The sequence below is a fragment of the Paenibacillus sp. JJ-100 genome, assembly GCF_948329825.1.
Classification (GTDB): domain Bacteria; phylum Bacillota; class Bacilli; order Paenibacillales; family Paenibacillaceae; genus Paenibacillus.
The window spans coordinates 51,722-72,317 of sequence record NZ_CAOJCM010000001.1 but is presented as its reverse complement, the minus strand read 5'-3'; the positions used below and the strand labels follow the sequence as shown (position 1 = coordinate 72,317).

Genomic DNA, 20,596 nt, shown 5'->3' with positions numbered 1-20,596 from the left:
GCCGCCCCCTTTAGGTCCGAAAAATCAACTCGCGGTATATGTTATATCCAAATTCATATAGTTGCTGAAGCATACTGAACACCAGCGCACCAAGGAAAATAATAATACCCATGACAATAACGGTAAGTAGCATGGTCAACAACGTCTTAAATACGGTATACTGATGCACGGTCATCATTCCGATAAAGAGTAGAAACATGAACCAGAGGAACGCAATGCTGTTGAACAGATAATAGAAAGACGTTTCCTCCTGTACCATGAATCGGCTAATGACGATCATTGGAACATAGATTAGAACTACCGGAATCAGAGAATATCCTGTCGCCAGGAAAATCTCCCTCAACTTCCCCTCCCCCTCCATTAACGTAGTGACTGCCCAGTTGGCGATGCACCAAAGAAAGAAAGGAATGGCTACCGTAGCCATCTCCACAAGGCTATTAATCGTTCGGGGATCGACATCGTTAACCAGAAAACCTGCGTATTCCTTCTGCAAAATCATCATGACAATGACTAGCGCTAGCGCAGTATATGCGACCGCCATCTTGCCACGGTTGTCAGATTTGAGATCCCAGAATGTATCCACAGGATGAAAAATAAGATGCAACGGAAATTTAATGTAATCCCGTTTCACGATCAACCCGCCCCCTCTGTCTCCACTTTACCGCCATACGGGTCAAGAGCAGTACCACAATCAGTGCTATTGCCACTGTCAGGAAAGTTCCAAGATGTTCCTTCATCATCTCTCGCCGATATCGTTTGAATGCTACCGAATAACTTTTGCGATCCATCCCTATTTCGAAGTAAGCAAGCGCTTCTTTGTTTTTCTTCTCCATGAGCAAAGATTTACCAATGCCGATATAGGCGATATCGTAGTTAGCATTCAGTTTCAGCACTTCTTTCCATAAGTCTACCGCTTTCGCATCTTCGCCTTGATAGTGGAATGCCGCTGCCTCATTCACAAGCCTTCCAAAACGGGTTGATTCATAGACAACTAGGCTGTTCTTCCCTCGATCGAGTACCATTTGATAATGACCGGACTGTTCGATAGCGACAGGTGTTTTGAGCGTACCGACTTGATTTCCTTTTCCCCCATATATGTAGAGCAGATGACCTTCATCGTCGTACGTGAACACCCGATTCTGAGTAGCATCAAGGACGCTGTACATGCCGTCACCGAGCACCTTAACATCAATTAGCCTGGAAGGCCCTGTGCTATTGCGGTACCGGATATCCCCCTTGACGTCAAAGTATCCGAACCGCTTTAACACATCTTCCCCGGAAGGATTCAGACGTTTGATCGGTTCATTCGAGCCCGGATCAATATTGGTTGCATAGACGAAACCCTTGTGATCCATATCTGCGTTAGAGAACTCTGTCGGCACAAACAGAATCATCTGAGCACGCTGCGCTTTGGTGGAAAACATTCTCCAGATATATTCCCCATAATCACGTTCCACCTTGTTAGTGCCCACATAACCGATGAAATCTCCCTGCTCATCAAACTGCATGATTCCCTCATACACTCCCTGCGCCACAACGTACACCCGGCCAACGGCATCTACCGTCAGTTTCAAAGGCTGGAACTGAAACGATTCAGGAATAATATCCGATGTCGGTTTGGCGATGGATTGAATCCATTTCCCCGTGGAATCAAGAATAACTACCCGGCTATTACCCGTGTCTGCAACGTAAATTCGTTCCTCTGCATCAACAAACAGTCCGCCTGGCATGTTGAAGTTCTCCTGACTGCCATCCTTCTCAAAACCATCAAGCACCCGGACCAGCTGATAATCCGAATCAAGCACAACAATACGGTTATTCCCGCTGTCCAAAATATAAATCCACCCGGCTGGAGAAACGTTAACGTCACCCGGTTCTTTGAAATGACCAATGCCAAGCTCTTTGCCTGTAACGATATGGCTGGGCAAATAAGCATCCGGTGAAGGAACTGCCTCTCTCCAATAATTGTAGTTATAGCTCTCATACGGCGCCGGGGAGGCCGCCGCATGTGGGGCATTCACCAGCAGTAGCGAGGCTACCGCCAGGAGGACAAGCCAACTTTTCACAGTGCGTGCCATGTCGTTCCCCCTTAATCCTTCATACCTGAACTTGCCATCGTCTCTATGATGCGGCTCTGAGAAAATATGAATAGCGTGATTGGCACGCTCATTAATATAAGCGCAACCGCAGCCCCCGCACCCGCTCGCGATATGCCACCCTGTATAATCTGTCCGGCTGCATAATGCAACGTCTTGAGCTGTTCACTGTAGATATAGCCATTACCGTCACTGCCCCATAACATCTGGAATAACAGGATGATCAGGGTCAGCCATGCAGGCTTCACATTAGGCATTACAATAGACCAGAAGATTCGATACTCGCTCGCACCGTCTATCTTGGCAGCCTCTAGCAACGCATCCGGGATCTGTTCCATGAATTGTTTCATCAGATATAGTCCCAGGGAATAGGCAAAAGCCGGGATAATTACTGCCCAGTACGTATCAATCCAGCCCAGCCATGACATGATCATATAGTTAGGAATAGCGGTTACAGCTGGAGTGAACATCAGCGACAGGACAACGACCTGGAACATAAAGACTTTGCCCGGAAATTTATGCTTGGCAAGCGGGTAAGCTGCTGCCGATGCCAGTAACACATGTCCGACAATACCAATCCCAGTGATGAATACGGTGTTGAATATATATCGCGAGAACGGCACCCAAGAGTCGCTTAACAAGTTGAGCAGATCTGTGAAGTTGTTAAAAGTCGGATTACGGACGAACAACGTTGGCGGAAACATAAAAATCTCATCCAGCGGTTTGAAGGCATTATTGATGGCATAGATCAACGGCAATACCATAAAGGCACCAAAGACAAGCAGCAGAGCAAACAGAGAGAGACTTCCTGAAAGCGAGCGGTTTACACGCTTTTTTCCAGTCGTAATGGCGGCCATAACTTATTCTCCCACCCTTCGAAGCAGTTTCTGTACGAGCAGGTTGGTGCCAACCATAATCATGAATAGTACAGCCGCAATAGCCGACGCATATCCCATCTCAAATCTCGTTGTACCAAAATCGATCAAATGGGTCACTACCGTCTCTGCTGCATAGTTCACACTCGGGAAACCTGCCAGCGCAATCGACACATCTGCCACGGCAAATGAAGTGGTGAGCTGAATGACCGCTCCGAACATGAGCTGTGGACGCATGGAAGGCAGCGTGATATACCACAGCTCCTGCCACCGGTTTTTGATCCCGTCTACAGCCCCTGCTTCATACAAGGTTCGATCAACCGTCTGCAGACCCGCAATAAAGGCAAGGAACCCAGTTCCCAGACTGAGCCACAACTGTACGAGAATAAGAATAGGCATGATATAGGCTTCCGTCTTCAGCCATTGAATCGGTTCGAGCAGAACCCCCCATTGGATCAGCAAACCATTCGCAATCCCGTACCGATCTCCTGAAAAGATCATCAACCAAATAAAATACACATTACCTGAAATAGATGGTGCATAGAAAATCAGCGTCATGAACGCTCTCCATTTCGGTGTCAGTTCATTGATTATCCATGCAAACACAAAGCAGGCAATGTAACTTACTGGTCCGGTAATGATTGCAAACAGCAGCGTATTCTTGATGGCAATCAGGAATACGTCATCCTCCAGAAACAGGCGGGTGTAGTTCTGCCAACCGATAAACCGTGGAAATTCCAGCATATTAAAATAGGTGAAGCTGAGTATGATGGAGATGACAACGGGAATCACGGTAAACATGGAGAACAAGATCATGTACGGTGCAAGCAAGACGTAGGAATGTTTACTAGCCTTCATCTCCTGCAGCTTCCAGATCCACCATGATTTCAGGCCCGCCTGTGTTGATTTTTCAGGAGGACGTTGTGAACGTTGTTGCCCGTCTCGAAGTGATATGTGTGGCATGGTAAACCCTCCCTCTGCTTACGGAAGACCGAACTCATGACGTTTGACCCGAATTTCGTCCTGAATATACTGGGTGTAATCCATAATGGATTCCCTGGCTTCCATTTGACCAACCACTGTTTTATAAAATGCATTGAACAGATGGCGTCCGGTAAAATAACCACCCGGCACCTCAGGTATACCCTTCACCGTTTCGAATTGGGCCTTCAGATTGGCATAGTCTTCTGCTGGCCAAGGCAAGGAATCCAGCGCTTTGATGTTCGCCGTTGGATACCGGGCTGCTGCTCCCATCAGACCCTCCATCTCACGTCCAAATTCAGCCTGAACCGGGCTACTGGTCCACCATTTCATAAATTCCCACGCCGCTTCCTGATCCTTGGCACTCTTCAGCATCATGACTGCACTGCCTCCACCCGGAACGTCACGGTTTAAAGTGCCATCCGGCTGTACGGTTCCCGGAACAGGTACAAACCCCCATAGTCCGCGAATTTCTGGTGCGAACACGGACAACTGGTTATACATCGTATAATCCGTCAGACCAATCGGCATCTGTCCTGTACGGAACCGATTCGCAAAATCATATTCCCGTTCCAGCTTGTAATCGGTGTAGAACTCCGTCCACCGCTTGAACGTCTCGATTCCAATTTTGGAGTCCAGATCTGACTCTTTGCCATCGTTGCGATAGAAAGCACCACCATTTTGAAGCAACATCGTTGCATACTGAGAGTTGGGCGGGATATTCACCCCTTGCATATTGGCCTGAGTTACAATCGGCATGCCGAATTCCATATGATTTTTGCTCAAGATGGCGAGCAGGGCTTCTACCTCATCCCAAGTCTTCGGCACCTCAAGTCCAAGCTCCTCAAGCACGTCTTTCCGATAAAAAAGCATATTGAAGGTTTGTGTTTCTGGCAGAGCGTATACTCCCGAAGCATAGACATATGGAACAATCGCACTTCCCCTGAACTCCTGTTCCACCTTCTGGTAGTCGCTGAACTGTGTCAGATCGACAGCCGAATTCCGCATGGCAAAATTCACCGGCAGATCATTGCCAATCTGCATCGCTATATCCGGCCCTTCACCTGCTAAAGTTGCCGGCAGTAATGTACCCATATTCACCAGTTTCAGATTGACGTTAATGCCGCTGTTTGGAGTAAACGTTTTGTCAATCATCGTCTTCATCGTATTCGCTTGATCACGCCCGCTGCCGATCCAGACAGTAACGGTACGTTGATCCTTCGAATCTGCTACATTACCAATCTGGTTATAATCAATAAAAAACGAATGGTAGAACGTTCTGATTTCATGACCTAGCTTTGCAAACGGCCCCAGCCCCGAATCAGGAATCTCTTGATCTATCGAAGTGATATAGAGTGCATCAATCTCAAGCGGTTGCTCTCGCGCCTGCTGCACCCAGGTTCCGAGCCCTCCGGTATTGGTTTTGTATGCAGCCAGTCGCCTTGGAATCGTGTCCGGCTTCTCGATCATTTCTTCCAGTTGCTGTACCATCGTCTTGATCAGTGCCTCTTGATCGCTGGATTGACCGGATAAGAGCCGAAGCTGGGAAGCTACCTCCTTCAATCGTTTACTCTCCCCCGCGAACACATCCAGCAGATCGGGAATCTGCATCTCCACCCGGTAATCCCTGAATTCGTCCGGCTTGGTTCCCGTAATCATCAGAATACGGCGATACATGGAGTTCAAGTTATAGAGACTATCTTCTACGTTACGAATCAACGGTGCGAAATCACCCAGACTATTCTCCAGCCGGAGTACATGTTTTCCTTTTTCCAGTTGAAAGCGATACGGCTCCTTCCGACCACCCAGGAGATCGATGCGATAATCACTCTGATACCGAAACGGAGCCTGATTCATCTCGACAAACGGAACTTCACCATCGATCGTTAATCGCCGATTGGAGTAGATGCCCTTAACAAAATTTTGCTGCGCGGTAAAACCGATATGATACAGTCCGCTCTCCGGTACATCCACTTCCCATTCAATCCATTGACCCGGCAGACGCCAGTTGTAGCCACCTATCGTGTTGATGCGAACCTGAGAAGCGCTGTAAGGCGATACGGCTGAACTTGATCTTTCGCTTGTTGGATATAACGTCGGAGAAGACTTCCGAACAGCATGTTCTCCCTCGATCCGAATGAGAATATCTTTGGGCTGGTCATCCACATCAGATAGCTGCGCTGCAACGGTTTCAGCATAAGGCAGCACTGGCTGCTCATTAAACAATCGAAGAGAGCGGATGACCATCGGTTCACGCGATGATTTCAATACTAGCGAATGCTTGCCTTTTTCTAAAAAAAACTGGAATGGAGTCAATTGATATCCGTTCGAGTCCTGAAAGGTTTCCTCCATCCACTCAGGCTTCTCCACTTGTCTTGGACGAAGATCATTACCCTGGTTATCCTGCTCAACGACATCTTTCTCATTGACCCACACCCGGTCAAACTGCATATAGGCAGCTTCTGCAAACGGAAGTTCACCGTCAATGTACAATGCGCGCTCTATAGCCGAGCTTTTGCCTTCCACGGGATAATAGACTGCAGACAAGTTGTACAACCCGCTCTCCGGCACGTCTACGCTCCATTCCACTTCCCCGGTCTCTCCCGTGTGTAATGACTTTCCCTGCATACCTTCGTAATCTTTCAGTATGCGAATATCCTCACCTTCGGCTCTTATGTACGTTCCCGCTTCGATGATGATCTCCCGTTGAGGCTTCTCCGCCTGCTCTTTGCCCGATATATATTGTTCATACCCCTTTTTCTGCCGGGTCTGCTGCAAAACTTCATCCACCTCTATAACTCGCAGACTCCCAGGCGGAAGAAGCGTTTCCTGCACATCCAGGTTGGAAATCAGGTACCCCATGATACAGCCTGCGGCCGTGATGATCGCTGCGAATAACATCCATATCCTGCGTTGAAGAATTCCAGCCATTCTACGAGTCCTCCTCATCAAGGCTGATGTCGGCCATCCCTCTGCTTATGCTACGAAAAAAGGGGCTCCGTGCAGTTGGCGGGCACGGGAACCCCGCTGATGATCTACAATTGATATTGCAGCTATTGGCTGCCCAATTTGTCCATGGCCGCTTGAGCCTGCGCCTTGTATTTCTCCGCTGTTGCAGTTACCGAAGCGTTATTCTTGATAATATCGTTCACATAATCTCCGATGGGATAACCAGCATAGGCATCATCCAGCAAAATGCGTCCAGTTCCTGCAATATGTTCACGAATCATCTGGATGTCTTTCTCGTCCGTATACAGACTCTCCAGATAGTCCTGCCCCGGGTATTCCTCAATCTGCGGGATGTCGAAGGTTTCTTCGTAGATCTGATAGACAATCTTTGGATCTTCCACGCCTTTGGCGATGAACTTGGCTGCGGCGGTATTGTTGGCATAAGTCACTTCTTTTTTTCCTTGCGGCCCATTCGGAATCGGCACGACACCAACAGAAAAGGTCAGGTCACCAAGCTGCCACTCCGCAGCAGTGAACATAGCCACATCTCCGTCCTTGAATGTATTGGATTCTTCCCAATTCGTTTTGTCACCTGTTTTGACTTTTACTACATTCTCCACGTTATACAGACGTTTAACGAACTCGGCAGCTTCAATCGTTTTGGGATCAGATAACCCTTCCTTCCCGTTCTCATCATCCGCAATGGTACCGCCATTAGCAGCAGTAAAATGACGAATGACATCGATAGCCCAGCCCGAGAAACCGTATACGTCAATTTTCCCATCATTATCCGTATCCTTTGTTGCTTGTTTGGTAACTTCCATGAACTTATCCCAGCTCCATTCACCTTTCTCATACAATTCCTGAGGGTCAGGCAAAGAAAGTTTTTTGAACAGATCACGGTTATAGTGGAGACCCAGCCCGATACTGGTTGGAGATTCGAACGCGTAGTAGTTTCCTGCGATGGCAGGATATTTGGCAATCAGATTACCTTCTTGGTTAATATTATTCTCAGCTGTGGTGAAATCGGAGAGGGGCAACAATTGCCCTTTGAGGATGGCCGGGAGTGCCGATTTGTATTCCATCTGCACAATATCAGCAAAAGGTTCTCCAGCCAGAACAGAGGTGGTGAATTTATTCATATATTCTTCAAAAGGTACGTTAACAAACTCAATCTTCACGTTATACTTCTTTTCAACTTCTGCAATTTTATCTAATCTCGCTTTGTCAGAAGCTGTCTCCCCCGCTGGCTTCAAATCCCACCAGGCGGCAATCTTGATAACCCTTCCACCTAAATCCGGCACGTCCACTGCTGTCTTAGCAGCTTCATCTTCCTGAACGGTCTTGTCAGCTTCAGTGTTATTCTCCGATTGGACTGCTTCGCCAGAGTCAACTCCAGTTTGCGCAGCTCCTCCACTGCAAGCGGATACAAATAGCAGGACTGCAAGTAACATCAAGGACAGCACATTCCACCTTTTTATCATGACCTTAACAACCTCCCCGAATGTGTTTATTATCAAGACCCACCTTCATACCACAAGCAATAGATAAACAAATCAAAATAATAACACCACCACCATTTGTTATTTAGTTGTTTGTTTTTGACAAACAAAATTTACCACAGCAAAATGTAAGCGTCAACAATTTATTGTAAACATTCCCTGTAAAAAATTGATTAAACCACTCCTCAATTCACTTCTAAATTTTAAATCACAATGATATTCATAAATAACAAATCCTTAACATCATATTTTTATTTTGAGAGAAACAACATTTGATATAATTTTGTTATTTTTATAAAATAACAAATACATAATTTTATAGACAAAATACGCTATTATCCGGTACTAACTTCTTTCTTCTTCCTGCCAAATATGACACTCGTTCACCCTCTCGCAAGTTATAATGCACGAATCGATATTAGATTAAGAGAAAGACTGCGTGCTATACTAGAATCTATTGGAGGCGCTAACAATCTTAGGGGATGCCGCAGAATTATGAGTGTAAGGATGGTATGATGAAAACGAAGGTAACAATTCAGGAGATTGCACATTATACGGGTTTGTCGAAATTCGCAGTATCCCGTGCTCTGGCCGGAAAATCTGGGGTTAGTGACCAAACGCGAGATATTATTCTCAAAGCTGCAGGCAAACTTGGTTATTTTAAAGATCACAGTATGTTATCCGGAGAACTTCACACGCAAGGCGAAGCGATGGAAGCGAAGAACACAAGAAATAGTGGTACAATTTTGATTTTGTTTCCTAATGTTCGCTATCAGAATCAGGATTCCGTTTACTGGGGGCCAGTATTCAACGGTATCTCTTCCAAACTGAACCAGATGGGCATTAATATTCTGACACTGACCGAACCATCTGCCGATCAATTGTTCACACTGCTTAACCCGGATGCGATTCGAGGGATTATTACAGTGGGATCGATCTCCACTCCTATTTTGCTAGAAATCAAACGTCTGGGTATTCCAGTCGTATTAGTGGATCATCTCGATCCGGTTTTTCATAGTGACAGCATATTCACTGATAACTTTGCATCCATGCGAGAGATCATGCTCTATTTGCTCCGCAAAGGTTATCAATCATTTCAGTTTGTTGGAAATATTAGTGATGCACAGAGTTTCTATGAGCGGTGGATTGCGTACAATGCTGCTCTGGCTGGAAGTGAGATGGCTATGTGCCAGATTCCTGAACTTACCAGTCAGGCTTTGGATGATTTTCGCAAAACATTCACGACAGTAATTCAAGAAGATCAACTGCCTGATGCGTTTGTTTGTGCTAACGATTTCTATGCGCTCTACACGATCGAAGCTCTTGAAAGTATGGGCATTCGTGTGCCAGATCAATGTGTTGTGACAGGGTTTGACAATGTCTACGATCATCTTCCGTTATTGGCTACTGTAAATGTAAATAAAGAATTACTCGGATCGCGTGCCGTGGATCAGATGTTATGGCGTATTGCCCATCCGGAGAGCAGCGTCGAGAAAAAATTAATTCTCGCCAATGTAATTATCCGAGAACAGTTTGGTAGACATATCGGATAACGATAGTGTGTTTGCAACAATGTTGAATGGATGCATTCCGAAGAGAGCTGAGAACACTACAAATACCCCCGAACCGTTGTCCAACGGCTGGGGGTATTTCAAATCTAGTAGAGCCCATCGATTCAAAGATACAATTACGTATCGGTTCGCACCTCGTCCCACGCCTGATCCAGATAACAGATGAGCCAATTGAGCGCACGGTGCCGTTCATAGGCTACGCCAGGATTCAGCCCAGCAGGTGGTTCTTCCCCTTTAATCCGGCTGTTTACACACACCCAGTTGTAGCGATAGATTAGATCAGCCTCTTCCAAAATTTCATCTTTGCTGCGCAAGTTGGCCTCCGACAAAAATGCTGCGAAGTTGTCTTTTTGCTGTAAATAGCCGACATCCTTACTCACGTTACATAACGCAGTAGGTGCATCCAATTCCTCCACATACCCCAGTGCCCATAACATCACATGGTACGCCTCATATCCCCATGAAAATCGGATTATCTCTTGTTGTTCCGCTCCAGGTTGATTCAAAAATGACGTTTCGTCTGGAGTAAAAAAAGAGGACGCATCATATTTATCGATGACTTCCTGCACCAACTCAGCCGTGTCATCATCACTTTCACCTGATCCCAGACATTCGCCTTTCAGAGCAGCTATACAGAGTGCCACCGCACGCTTCGCAACCTCTTCCTCTGTACGAATCGTGACATCTGCCTCTCCCGCTCGTGCTGGCAAGTTCGGATTAAACGGAATGCCCTGCTCCTCTAACCGTCTCTCTGAACGAGCCTTGCGCTCTGCACCGTCAACTGAAGGCGGACGGCTGTCGTCCAGCAAGCTGGTGTGCGCTGTGACGGTGTAATCCTCGACTTCCGATTCCCCGTTCACATCCAGAAGCAGCTGGCCCTGAGCATTTAAAAGAGAACCGCCTCCCCAGAAAATAACGGCATCCAGCGCTTCAGCCAATTGTAATAACTCGTTAAAGAACTCTTCCGAGATATCTTCCTCAGTCTCAATGCCAATCACCATGTTCAGGGTGGAGCATTTAATCAGTACCTTTTCCTGGAGTGCAGCATTGCGACCCTCGATCTGACTCAAAAAACCAAGCATACCTCGAATCATCGTGCTGAATTCTTCGGGATGAGTCTGGCTGGTCATGATGTTGAAACCTTTTGTTTTTTTGCTGAACCATTTCTTCTGTATAACTTGAATGTGTGTCTGGTCTTCTCTACGCTGGATGACAGCCTGGGGATAGATAGATTGAATAAGTTCATATAATTGTTCCAGATCAAACTGGGAGCTGTATATCGCGCAATTCCTCATGCTGTATCATCCTCTTTCGTAAGCTGAATTTGAGTTAACACGTACGAATCCTTGTAAGCCTTGAATGAATCCTTTACTAGTCCTTGTATGGATCAAACTCATTGCTGCCAGCCATCGCCACGCCTACCGGGCGCAGCACATGATTAATTTTCAGCGTGTTGGCATGTGCATTCAGGACGTCTTGCAATTTTTTATATACAAAAGGGCTCTCGTCCGTGCCTGCTCCGCGAAGCTCTACACCGTATGCGCGGATAGCTGCATGCATCTGTTCTTCACTAATCTCCCCGCCCATCCGCTGGCGAAGCTTATAGTTCATTTTGCCTGCGGCCTGAGTGCGGCTCATAATCCGCCCTGCCCCGTGAACGGTGCTGCGGAAGGACTCTGTATTCTCCTCACTGTGGATCCCCTCTACAATTACCGAAATGTCACCCATACTGCCTCCGACAAAACCGAGTTGCCCTGGTGACAGCGGTGTTGCCCCTTTGCGGACAACCACCACCTCTTCACCCATATGCTGTTCTTTCCAGGCAAAGTTATGATGATTATGCACGGTATATTCAGCACTTGCTCCCAGAATACCAAGCACCTGCTCGATCACGTAGTCCCGCCCAGCGTAAGCATAACGCCCTGCCAGTGTCATCCCGGCCCAATACATATCACCCATTTCACTGTTCAGGTCAAACAGAATCGGCGGTTGATCCATCGATTCGCCCGGAGCTTTACCACTGAATTGTCGTCCTGCAGCCAAATTCAAGAATCCGCTGGCGACCTTGTGACCAAACCCGCGGCTCCCAAAATGATTTGCGATCCATACCTTTCCTGTAGCCTCTTCTACAAACACATCCACAAAATGATTGCCACTACCCACGGTTCCGAGCTGGTTACGCGCCAGTGTCTTCAACTTCTGCTGCAGTCCACTCTCAATCGAATCAAAAAGCTTCCAGTTCGGGTCATCGAACAGATCATGTTCTACCGGGGTTGGATTGTTACGACCTACGCCGAATGAGATGGTTGCATAGAGTTCATCCATAATAACTGCAATCTGGTCACGAATATCGTCCCACATCAGATTGGTGCGTACAGCTTTGTTACCGCAAGCAATATCATAACCAACCCCCGACGGGCTGATCATGTTGCGGTAAGCGACCACCCCGCCTATCGGCTGAGAATATCCTTTGTGATGGTCAGCCATTAATGCCACACCCAGTACATTTCCATATTGCGAGCAAGTTACCGCCTGACTTACGGCGTTCTCCAGCGGCTCCCCCCAGACTTTAATGTTATCCACGATCCGCATGATGTTTTAACCTCCTGTCTAATAAAACACTTTGTATATTTTAACAAAAATCATGTCATATGGGCAGTAAATCCCTTCCTGATGTATGATACGCACGGTCATTTTAAGTGCAGTCCCTCTGCGCATGATCGTGTCTTAGATGGTTTAATTCCATCAAATTGCATTTTATATCAAACATAATGACATATATATATTGCAAAAAGACTAAAATAATATTATTATAAAGAACATAGGAAGGGTTTTCCATATCTACATAAGCTCTATATAAGGGGGATCACACATGAAGTGGTTCAAAATAAACGGCAATCAAGATGAGCGTATCGTGCATCTGAAAAACAAGGTGTATAAGGAAGCTTACACTTTAATCATGTCAATTTGCGGTATCTCCATCATGATCAAAAGCTTTCTCAGTTGGGAGACTTATTCCATGCTGACGGAAGTGATCGTCCTTCTCGCAGGAAGTATCTACTTCGGGATTCGTTCCGTTATGCTAGGCATCTATTCGGATGAAGTTGAGGTCCATGACCAGACGAGCAAAATTTCATATAGCCTGCGCAATATCATCACAGGTGTAATTATCGGTCTCTCTATGGCCTTGTTCCTGGGCATAAGAAGTTCCGTTATGTTTGCCGAAACGACACAGGAGAAGTGGTGGTATTTCTTCCTCGTTTTCACTTTTTCACTGCTGCTATATATTCCGTTCTTTGCGGTGTTCAATATCATCGTTCACCACTTCGCCAACAAGGCGAGTCAAAAAGCAGCTCGTAAAGATCAGTGGGATTCATAGAAAGGATACAAAGGTGATTGGGCATGAAAAATATACGATTAAAAGTTGCCCGGGTAGAAAAAGATCTATCGCAAGATGATTTAGCGCGGATCGTTGGTGTTTCGAGGCAAACTATCGGTCTCATCGAACTCGGAAAGTATAACCCTTCCCTCAGCTTATGTATTGCCATATGCAAGGCACTCTCAAGAACACTGAATGACCTGTTCTGGGACGATGAGCAGACTTAAGCCGGACGGTTTCAATACTAAATTATTTATGATCACTTACATGTAGAGGAGGCATTATTTTGACTTATTTCAGGAAAAGAAAAACAGGGGCTGTACTTGCATTAACTACAGCCCTACTGGCAAGTTCGCTCTATCCAACAGGGCATGCATTAGCTTCAACATCATCTACGATGGAGACCATACAAGGTCAGGTAACCCAAGTGTATTCCGCGAGAACGTCGGATGAGAAAATTGCGGAATGGAATGAGTGGGCCAGAGATCATGCGTATCGACTGAACAGCATCCAGCCTGTGAAGACAGGCCAAGAATCTGATTCCTTCTCAGATCTGAATATGCTGAAACCTATATTGCATGACAAGCGAATTGTATTTCTGGGCGAAAGCTCCCATGGGGTTGCTGAATTTAATCTGGCGAAGACCCGGCTGATCCAGTTCTTGCATCAGGAAATGGGATATAACGTTCTTGCTTTTGAGAGCGGTCTCTCCAACACATCGCTTGCCAATGCCACGATAAGACAGCAAAATCCAGAGCACACGATGAAAAACTCCATCTTCGGCGTCTGGTGGTCCAAGGAAATCATGCCTTTATTCGATTATCTCAAAACAAGTGCACAAAGCGAACAACCTCTGATTCTGACTGGTTTCGACATGCAGCTGCAATTCCCGTTGTTAGATGGTAACTGGCTGAAGGATAAAAAGCTCGCCAAGCGTCTGGCACAAACAGAACAAAAGCTGTCGGAATTCTCCGTTGGAACGGATCTGAAAGCCTACCGAGCTGAAAAAACTAAAATCATCCAGGTATACAAAGATGTTCTTCAATCCCTGAAATCCGAAGAGAACCAGACCTATCTGCAAAAAGAGTACCCGAATCAACCGAAACTTTCCATGTTGCTGGAGCGAAGCCTCAATGATCGGGTTCGTGTAGCGAAGGAATATGTCGATCTTTCGATCCGTTCAATGACTGAAATGAATGAAGGCAAATATGATTCCTTTTTAGAAGCCATGGAGTGGCGCGATCAGGCAATGCATGACAATCTCATGTGGCTCGCCACTGAAGTATATCCTAACGAGAAGTTCATCGTATGGGCGCATAATGATCACATCCGCAAAGCACAAAGCGAAGTGATGGGCTCACCATATCCCATAACTTTGATGGGAGAAAAACTTTCGAAGGAAATGAAGCAATACAGTTATGTTCTTGGATTGTATGCATCCAGCGGTCAAACGGCTGATAATGCCGGTGAACTTCATGCCGTTGAGCCAGCGGAACCCGGCTCCATCGAAGGAATCATGTCAGCAACAAATACAAAGTATAGCTTCTTGGACTTGCGGTATCAAAGCAGAGAAACAGGTAACTCTTGGATGTTTGAACCACGATTTGCATACAGTTGGGGCATGATTCCTGAGAGTCTCGTCCCACGCGATCAGTATGATGGCATTTTAATGATTGATGATGTTCATCCACCGCAATATATCCGTTCATCTTCATCCGGTTCCAAAGAACAAAGCAAGGATTAGATACAAAAAGAGAGCTACCAGCTCTCTTTTTATTTTCCAATTCACATGTGTATTCACCCAAAAACTACCGCTGTTCTCCGTCACGAAAACAGAAATAGGTTAATTAAAATGCTTCCGGTAACCCTGAACCTTCTCATCCTTAAAACCCAGCTTTTCATAGAAAATATGGGCTTCCTTGCGCTGATCACCTGATACCAGGATCATGTATTCACACCCCAGATCTCTCGCAATATGCTCGATCTGAAGCATAAGCTTCTGACCAATCCCCTGTCTGCGTACCTGATCCGACACAATTACATTCTCCACAACCATGAATGGTTTACATTCCCCCACCAGATCCATACATTCAACCCCCATAACGGAACCGACCAGCTCGCCATTATAAAATGCCCCTAGCACATAATAATGTCCATTCTGTTGTATGTAATGAAACATCTTCTGCATCTGCTGCACATTAGCAGGTGCGCCCATCAACTCACTGTAAAGCTTGCTTAGTGCCGGTAAATCTTCAAGTTCGATCCCTCGAATGGTAACCATAATATGCCCCCTGACGTTCTTTCTTGTTAGAATTCTGTCTATTTATTCTACCTTAATTGAGGTCCAGATACGATTACCGTTGAAATCACTTCTCAAGAAGAGAACTCCGAGATGATATTCACGCAAGGACTGAAACAACTGCTCGAAATGGGTGAAATCAATTACCTCACGCAATAAGAAGTCCAATCAAAAAAACTGCACCTCCATTGTTAGGTCTTGTCTAACCCATGGGGTGCAGTTCACTTCTAAAGCTACCTTGAATGATTGTACATCGCTATCTCCTGCGCCATTCACCTGTCCTAAACTTACAAAGCTTCCTTAATCACCCGCTTATAGTACCATACAGACAACAGACCAAAGATTGAATATAACAAGGTGTAGACTATCATGACAATGACTGTAGGTGTCGCAAGCTCCGTACCGAAGAAGAACCAACCTGATTTCACGGCAAAGTAACTATGACTCAAACCCACCACAAGCGGAATACCGAAGTTAAACAACTGCTTGATCTGAATTCCACGTAACAGATCACCTTGAGTAAATCCGATTTTCCGCAAAATGGTATAATTCCCCTTCTCCTCTTCACTCTCATTCATTTGTTTAAAGTACAGAATACATCCGGATGTGATTAAGAATGTCAATCCCAGGAAACCGATGATAAACATAATCAAGCCCATATTCTCACGCTGATTATTTCTGAATTCAATCTGGGAGAAACTTGGAGCTTCCAACTGCTGCTCTTTAAACACGGCATATGCTTCTTCCGCCTGCCCCTTGTTCAAAATACGTACACCATAGTAGTCAGCCCACTCGGCTTTCTGCAACTTGGGATCGAGATCCTGTCGCAGTTGCTGGTATACCTCTTCATCTACTACCGCAACAGGTGTGCCCCTAGTGTAGTACGCAGGAAGAACTCCTTGTTTGGTGGTGCCGATCAGTTGTTGGTCCTGTGTTTGCTTCAAACCGTGCAAAACGATCGGACCTTTCTCCTGAATGGAAATTAACTGTTGAACTACATTACCGTATCCCATAAAGATCACTTCACCCGGTTGTAGATCAATGTTATCCACCATAGTTTCACTCACAACACTACTGAACAGCAATTGTTCTGTTGGAAAATCGTTCATCACTTCTTTAGCATCAATCTCAATATAAATAGGCTGTCTGTGCTTCTCCTCATATTGAATTTGTTGGTTTTGCAGCTCCGCTACAAAGCGATTTTTCACATTCGCCTGAGCAAAAGAGAAGTCCTCCGGCAAGCTTTCCTTAGCCTGAGTCTCTGCCGAATAATACGAAATGTAACTCAGTGACAGCATGCCAATAGCTAGCGCCGACACCGTTGTTATAATCGTGAGCAGCAGAGCATTGGACTTCATGCGGAACATGATTGAAGATAATGACAGTACCTCATGAATGGATAGGTAACCGTTTTTGCTTTTGCGAATCAGATTAAAGATAAAACTAACCGAGCCCTTATAAAACAAGTAGGTCCCCAGTATGACCGAGAACAGAATCAGCATCATCGTATACATCAACTGCTGCATATCCATTGCATTACCGCTGAACAATCGTGCAGACAAGACATATCCGTACACAATCAGGGCAATGCCCAAGATGCCAACAATCATCAGTCCAACAGACATCTTCTGTACCCGTTGCTCCGAAGTGGCCGACACCCGAAAGAGCGAGAGAATGCTCTGACCTTTGATAAAAGTGTAGTTCATCAGCATGATGAGCAAGTATATGGCCGTAAAGACAATCACCGTTTGCATCAGTGCCATCGGAGAGAAGTAAAGTTTCGTAATCGCATCAACACCGAGAATTTTGTACAATATCATCATGACCAGCTTGGATGCAAGGAACCCTACCAACACACCGATCGCCATGGAGCCAAAATAGAGAATGCTATTCTCTGCGCTCAGAATGCCAAAAATTCTCCCCTTCGTCAGTCCGATCAATTGAAACAATCCAATTTCTTGGCTTCGCCGCTTGATAAAGATCGTGTTGGCATAGAGCAGAAAGATGCCCACAATAACGACTAATAGTACGGAAGATGTCCCTATGGCCGCGCCACCTTTTGTGGAAGCAGCTACCTCATCCATAGAAGGATCAAATTGTAACGTCACAAAGGAAAAATACAAGGCCACGCTGAACACGAGCGCAAATACATACAGATAATAATTTTTCAGATTTTTCCTCAGATTACGGAAGATAATGTGGCTCAAACTCATTGCTGCACACCACCCAACACGCCCTGGGTTTTGATAATGTCGTTGAAGAACGATTGCCGTGATTCGTCTCCTTTATTCAGTTGGGTGTAGATCTGGCCGTCACGAATGAAGATCACTCTGCTGCAATAACTCGCAGCAACTGGATCATGGGTAACCATTATAATAGTGGCCTTCCGTGTGCTGTTCATACTACTTAACTTGCCAAGCAGGTCTGAAGCAGACTTGGAATCCAAAGCCCCTGTTGGCTCATCTGCAAATATGATACTTGGCTCGTGGACAAATGCTCGTGCTGCTGAAGTCCGTTGCTTTTGACCACCTGAAATCTCAGATGGATACTTGTCTTTCAACTCGTAGATCCCCAGTTCACGGGCAATCTGTTCAAACTTCCGGTGTGCGTCCTGCTTTGGAATGCTCGTGATCGAGAGCGGCAATAATACATTTTCCTTCACCGTAAGGGTATCCAGCAGATTATATTCCTGAAAAATAAATCCCAGATGATGCTTGCGGAATTCAGCGAGCTGTTTCTCTTTCATCCCGGTGAATTCCTTACCCTCGATATCAATCGTCCCCTGACTTACCCGATCGATGGAGGAAAGAACATTAAGCAGCGTTGTTTTGCCCGAACCCGAAGGCCCCATAATACCGACAAACTCTCCCCTGTTTACCCCGAGATCAATTCCCTTCAGCACTTCCTGTTTGTTTAGTTTATTACCGTAGACTTTATGAATTTTTTTGGCTTCCAGTATCCACATATCCCACTCACTCCTCTTAGTTCTGCAAATGCTCATGTCTATATCATAGGCGGGATGGCAAGTGTAATCCTGCGATTCACCGAACAAAACGAAAAAGCATGTGACATTGTTGTCACACGCCTGCAAGATGCACCATGTCATTTTTTCGCGGAAAAGTAAGTGTGACGGTTGTGCCCTCGCCAGGGGAAGATTCTACATGAATGGTCATAAGAAGCGTTTGGACCACCTGATGCACCAAATACAGTCCCATTCCGGTAGCTGAGCCCTCCATTCTGCCACGGGTGGACGTAAATCCCTTATCAAAGATACGTGGCAGATCCTGAGCTTCAATCCCACGCCCGTGATCCTGAATCATTAGAACGATGTGTCCATTCTGTTCCCGACTGTCAATGAGGATATCCGATGAATCGCTATATTTCACCGCATTGCTTAGCAACTGCCGAATTATAAAGCCTAACCATTTGCCATCTGTCAGCACATGTGTAGCCGAGAGCGACACATCAAAACCGATGCCTTTCGATATACACCAGGACTTCAATGCTCGGATCTCGCCGTTCAACACGGGTTCCAGCTCCGTCTCTTCGACGAACAGATCATTATGCATGAACGGAATACGCTTCTGGTGAAGTTGCTGATCCAGCAACAGTTGTATTCGCAGCCATTCATACGTCATCTGGCTCTGTAACTTGTCATTTGGCAATCGTTCGATCATCAGTTGTAATGCTGTCAGAGGTGTCTTCACTTCATGAATCCAAGACAACATCTCATCTTTCTCCTGTTCCAACGAAATAAAATGATGTGAGGACTCCTTCCGGTACCGCTGCGTCTGGGAGCTGACAGCTTCGTGGATGATCTGCTCATATGGACTTTCGGCGATGTCGAGTTCCCCCAGATCATAGGTATGATCCCAGGTGCTCAACTTTTTATAAAAGCGGGTCTCCTTCGGATATCTCGCCCAGATAAACACCAAGCATACCAACACATTTAGCGCTACGATATACAACGCAGATTGGAATGGAATGGACGAATCCATGTAGGCCACTAACAAAATGATGAGTTGCATGCTCACAAGTAACCATAGCCAGCTTCCCTTTTCACGTATGTACTTGCCAATCATACTTCTGCCTCTTCCGTTGCCATGTAACCCTGACCCACTTTGGTTTCAATATAATGATCCAGTCCAAGGGGTTCAAGTTTCTTGCGAAGCCGATTCACGTTAACCGTCAGCGTGTTGTCGCTCACGAAATGCTCATGATCCCATAAGCTTCGGATGAGGTCTTCACGAGTGACAATCTGATTTTTATGTTCGACCAATACTTTAAGGATAAACATCTCATTTTTGGTCAAAAGGACAGATTCTTCCCCGCAGGTCAGTGTGCTTTTCACATATTCAATAGCTGCTCCACGCCAGGTTCGGAGCTCAATTCGCTCGGTATTATAGTTGTATACCCTCCGCAGAGTTGCCTGGATTTTGGCAATCAATACATCGAAGTGAAAAGGTTTCTGGATAAAATCGTCTGCACCCAGATGCATCGACATGACCATATCCGCCGGATGATCCCGTGAGGATAAAAAGATAATCGGCACATTGGAGTGTGAACGAATAATGCGGCACCAGTGGAACCCGTCATATTGGGGCAACTGAACATCAATAATGACCAGTTGCGGCTGAATCACGCTGTACTCCTGCAAAACCTTGCCAAAATCCTGCACACCATACACGTCATACGACCACTGGGACAATCGTTCCTTGATTTCACTGAATAACGATTCATCGTCTTCGATAAGCATAATTTTAAACAAGTGAATTCACCACGTTTCTGTTCTTCTAATGCTTCAGCAGAAGACCGTTACGGGTACGAATCGTTCTTCCGATCGCTGTTATTAGTGTACAGGGAAGATGAGCTTATATCAAAGGGTATCCCTACTGACAATGAAACCGGACTTCCCAAGCGGCATGAGATGACACACTATATTAT

The 20,596-nt window shown here is 45.9% G+C and carries 17 protein-coding genes; 4 read left to right on the top strand and 13 right to left on the bottom strand.

All coding sequences use genetic code 11. The features are described 5' to 3' along the window. Positions 1 to 10: 10 nt before the first annotated feature. The 6 genes from PQG66_RS00430 to PQG66_RS00405 all read right to left on the bottom strand — a co-directional run bounded on the left by PQG66_RS00430 (position 11) and on the right by PQG66_RS00405 (position 8,385). On the bottom strand, positions 11 to 631 hold the full coding sequence (locus tag PQG66_RS00430; RefSeq protein ID WP_272033918.1) for a Yip1 family protein: 621 nt from the start codon (positions 629 to 631) through the stop codon (positions 11 to 13). After that, entirely contained in the window at positions 612 to 2,078 is a 1,467-nt protein-coding gene (locus tag PQG66_RS00425) for an NHL repeat-containing protein (protein ID WP_272033916.1), read from the bottom strand. Before PQG66_RS00425 ends, PQG66_RS00430 begins: the two co-directional genes overlap by 20 nt. An 11-nt stretch (positions 2,079 to 2,089) precedes the next feature. Then, entirely contained in the window at positions 2,090 to 2,953 is an 864-nt protein-coding gene (locus PQG66_RS00420) for a carbohydrate ABC transporter permease (RefSeq protein WP_272033914.1), read from the bottom strand. 3 nt (positions 2,954 to 2,956) lie between these two features. Then, a complete protein-coding gene (locus tag PQG66_RS00415; protein ID WP_272036374.1) occupies positions 2,957 to 3,829 on the bottom strand; it encodes a carbohydrate ABC transporter permease in 873 nt (290 codons plus the stop codon). Between the two features lie 123 nt (positions 3,830 to 3,952). Next, the gene (locus PQG66_RS00410) at positions 3,953 to 6,883 is read right to left on the bottom strand and encodes an extracellular solute-binding protein (RefSeq protein WP_272033913.1); all 2,931 of its coding nucleotides are present in this window, start codon (positions 6,881 to 6,883) and stop codon (positions 3,953 to 3,955) included. 122 nt (positions 6,884 to 7,005) lie between these two features. Next, a complete protein-coding gene (locus PQG66_RS00405) occupies positions 7,006 to 8,385 on the bottom strand; it encodes an ABC transporter substrate-binding protein (RefSeq protein WP_334220744.1) in 1,380 nt (459 codons plus the stop codon). A 530-nt stretch (positions 8,386 to 8,915) separates the two neighbouring features. On the opposite strand from PQG66_RS00405, the gene PQG66_RS00400 reads away from it, so the two are divergent. Next, positions 8,916 to 9,956, top strand: coding sequence for a LacI family DNA-binding transcriptional regulator (locus PQG66_RS00400; protein WP_334220743.1), 1,041 nt, complete (start codon positions 8,916 to 8,918; stop codon positions 9,954 to 9,956). Between the two features lie 134 nt (positions 9,957 to 10,090). Here the strand turns inward: PQG66_RS00400 and PQG66_RS00395 are convergent, their stop codons facing one another. Continuing rightward, complete coding sequence (locus PQG66_RS00395; RefSeq protein ID WP_272033910.1) at positions 10,091 to 11,269, bottom strand: DUF4272 domain-containing protein; 1,179 nt, start codon at positions 11,267 to 11,269, stop codon at positions 10,091 to 10,093. A 76-nt stretch (positions 11,270 to 11,345) separates the two neighbouring features. Further along, positions 11,346 to 12,566 carry an RtcB family protein gene (locus tag PQG66_RS00390; RefSeq protein ID WP_272033908.1) on the bottom strand — a complete coding sequence of 407 codons (1,221 nt, stop codon included), beginning with the start codon at positions 12,564 to 12,566 and terminating at the stop codon, positions 11,346 to 11,348. Positions 12,567 to 12,846: 280 nt separating this feature from the next. Here PQG66_RS00390 and PQG66_RS00385 point away from each other — a divergent pair, with 280 nt between their 5' ends. From PQG66_RS00385 to PQG66_RS00375, 3 genes are read left to right on the top strand one after another with little or no spacing between them, the layout of a single operon-like run. Next, complete coding sequence (locus PQG66_RS00385; RefSeq protein WP_272033906.1) at positions 12,847 to 13,353, top strand: DUF6773 family protein; 507 nt, start codon at positions 12,847 to 12,849, stop codon at positions 13,351 to 13,353. Positions 13,354 to 13,376: 23 nt separating this feature from the next. Then, positions 13,377 to 13,580, top strand: a complete 204-nt coding sequence (locus tag PQG66_RS00380; RefSeq protein WP_095288443.1) for a helix-turn-helix transcriptional regulator — start codon at positions 13,377 to 13,379, stop codon at positions 13,578 to 13,580. Positions 13,581 to 13,639: 59 nt separating this feature from the next. After that, positions 13,640 to 15,097: an erythromycin esterase family protein gene (locus PQG66_RS00375; protein WP_272033902.1), complete on the top strand. Its 1,458-nt coding sequence runs from the start codon at positions 13,640 to 13,642 to the stop codon at positions 15,095 to 15,097. Positions 15,098 to 15,196: 99 nt separating this feature from the next. Here the strand turns inward: PQG66_RS00375 and PQG66_RS00370 are convergent, their stop codons facing one another. The 5 genes from PQG66_RS00370 to PQG66_RS00350 all read right to left on the bottom strand — a co-directional run bounded on the left by PQG66_RS00370 (position 15,197) and on the right by PQG66_RS00350 (position 20,420). Next, positions 15,197 to 15,634 carry a GNAT family N-acetyltransferase gene (locus tag PQG66_RS00370; protein WP_272033900.1) on the bottom strand — a complete coding sequence of 146 codons (438 nt, stop codon included), beginning with the start codon at positions 15,632 to 15,634 and terminating at the stop codon, positions 15,197 to 15,199. 305 nt (positions 15,635 to 15,939) lie between these two features. Then, complete coding sequence (locus PQG66_RS00365) at positions 15,940 to 17,865, bottom strand: ABC transporter permease (RefSeq protein WP_272033898.1); 1,926 nt, start codon at positions 17,863 to 17,865, stop codon at positions 15,940 to 15,942. Then, on the bottom strand, positions 17,862 to 18,617 hold the full coding sequence (locus PQG66_RS00360; protein WP_272033896.1) for an ABC transporter ATP-binding protein: 756 nt from the start codon (positions 18,615 to 18,617) through the stop codon (positions 17,862 to 17,864). The genes PQG66_RS00365 and PQG66_RS00360 overlap by 4 nt, the downstream gene beginning before the upstream one ends. 112 nt (positions 18,618 to 18,729) lie before the next feature. Further along, positions 18,730 to 19,734 carry a sensor histidine kinase gene (locus tag PQG66_RS00355; protein ID WP_272033893.1) on the bottom strand — a complete coding sequence of 335 codons (1,005 nt, stop codon included), beginning with the start codon at positions 19,732 to 19,734 and terminating at the stop codon, positions 18,730 to 18,732. After that, the gene (locus PQG66_RS00350) at positions 19,731 to 20,420 is read right to left on the bottom strand and encodes a response regulator transcription factor (RefSeq protein ID WP_272033891.1); all 690 of its coding nucleotides are present in this window, start codon (positions 20,418 to 20,420) and stop codon (positions 19,731 to 19,733) included. The genes PQG66_RS00355 and PQG66_RS00350 overlap by 4 nt, the downstream gene beginning before the upstream one ends. Positions 20,421 to 20,596: the final 176 nt, after the last annotated feature.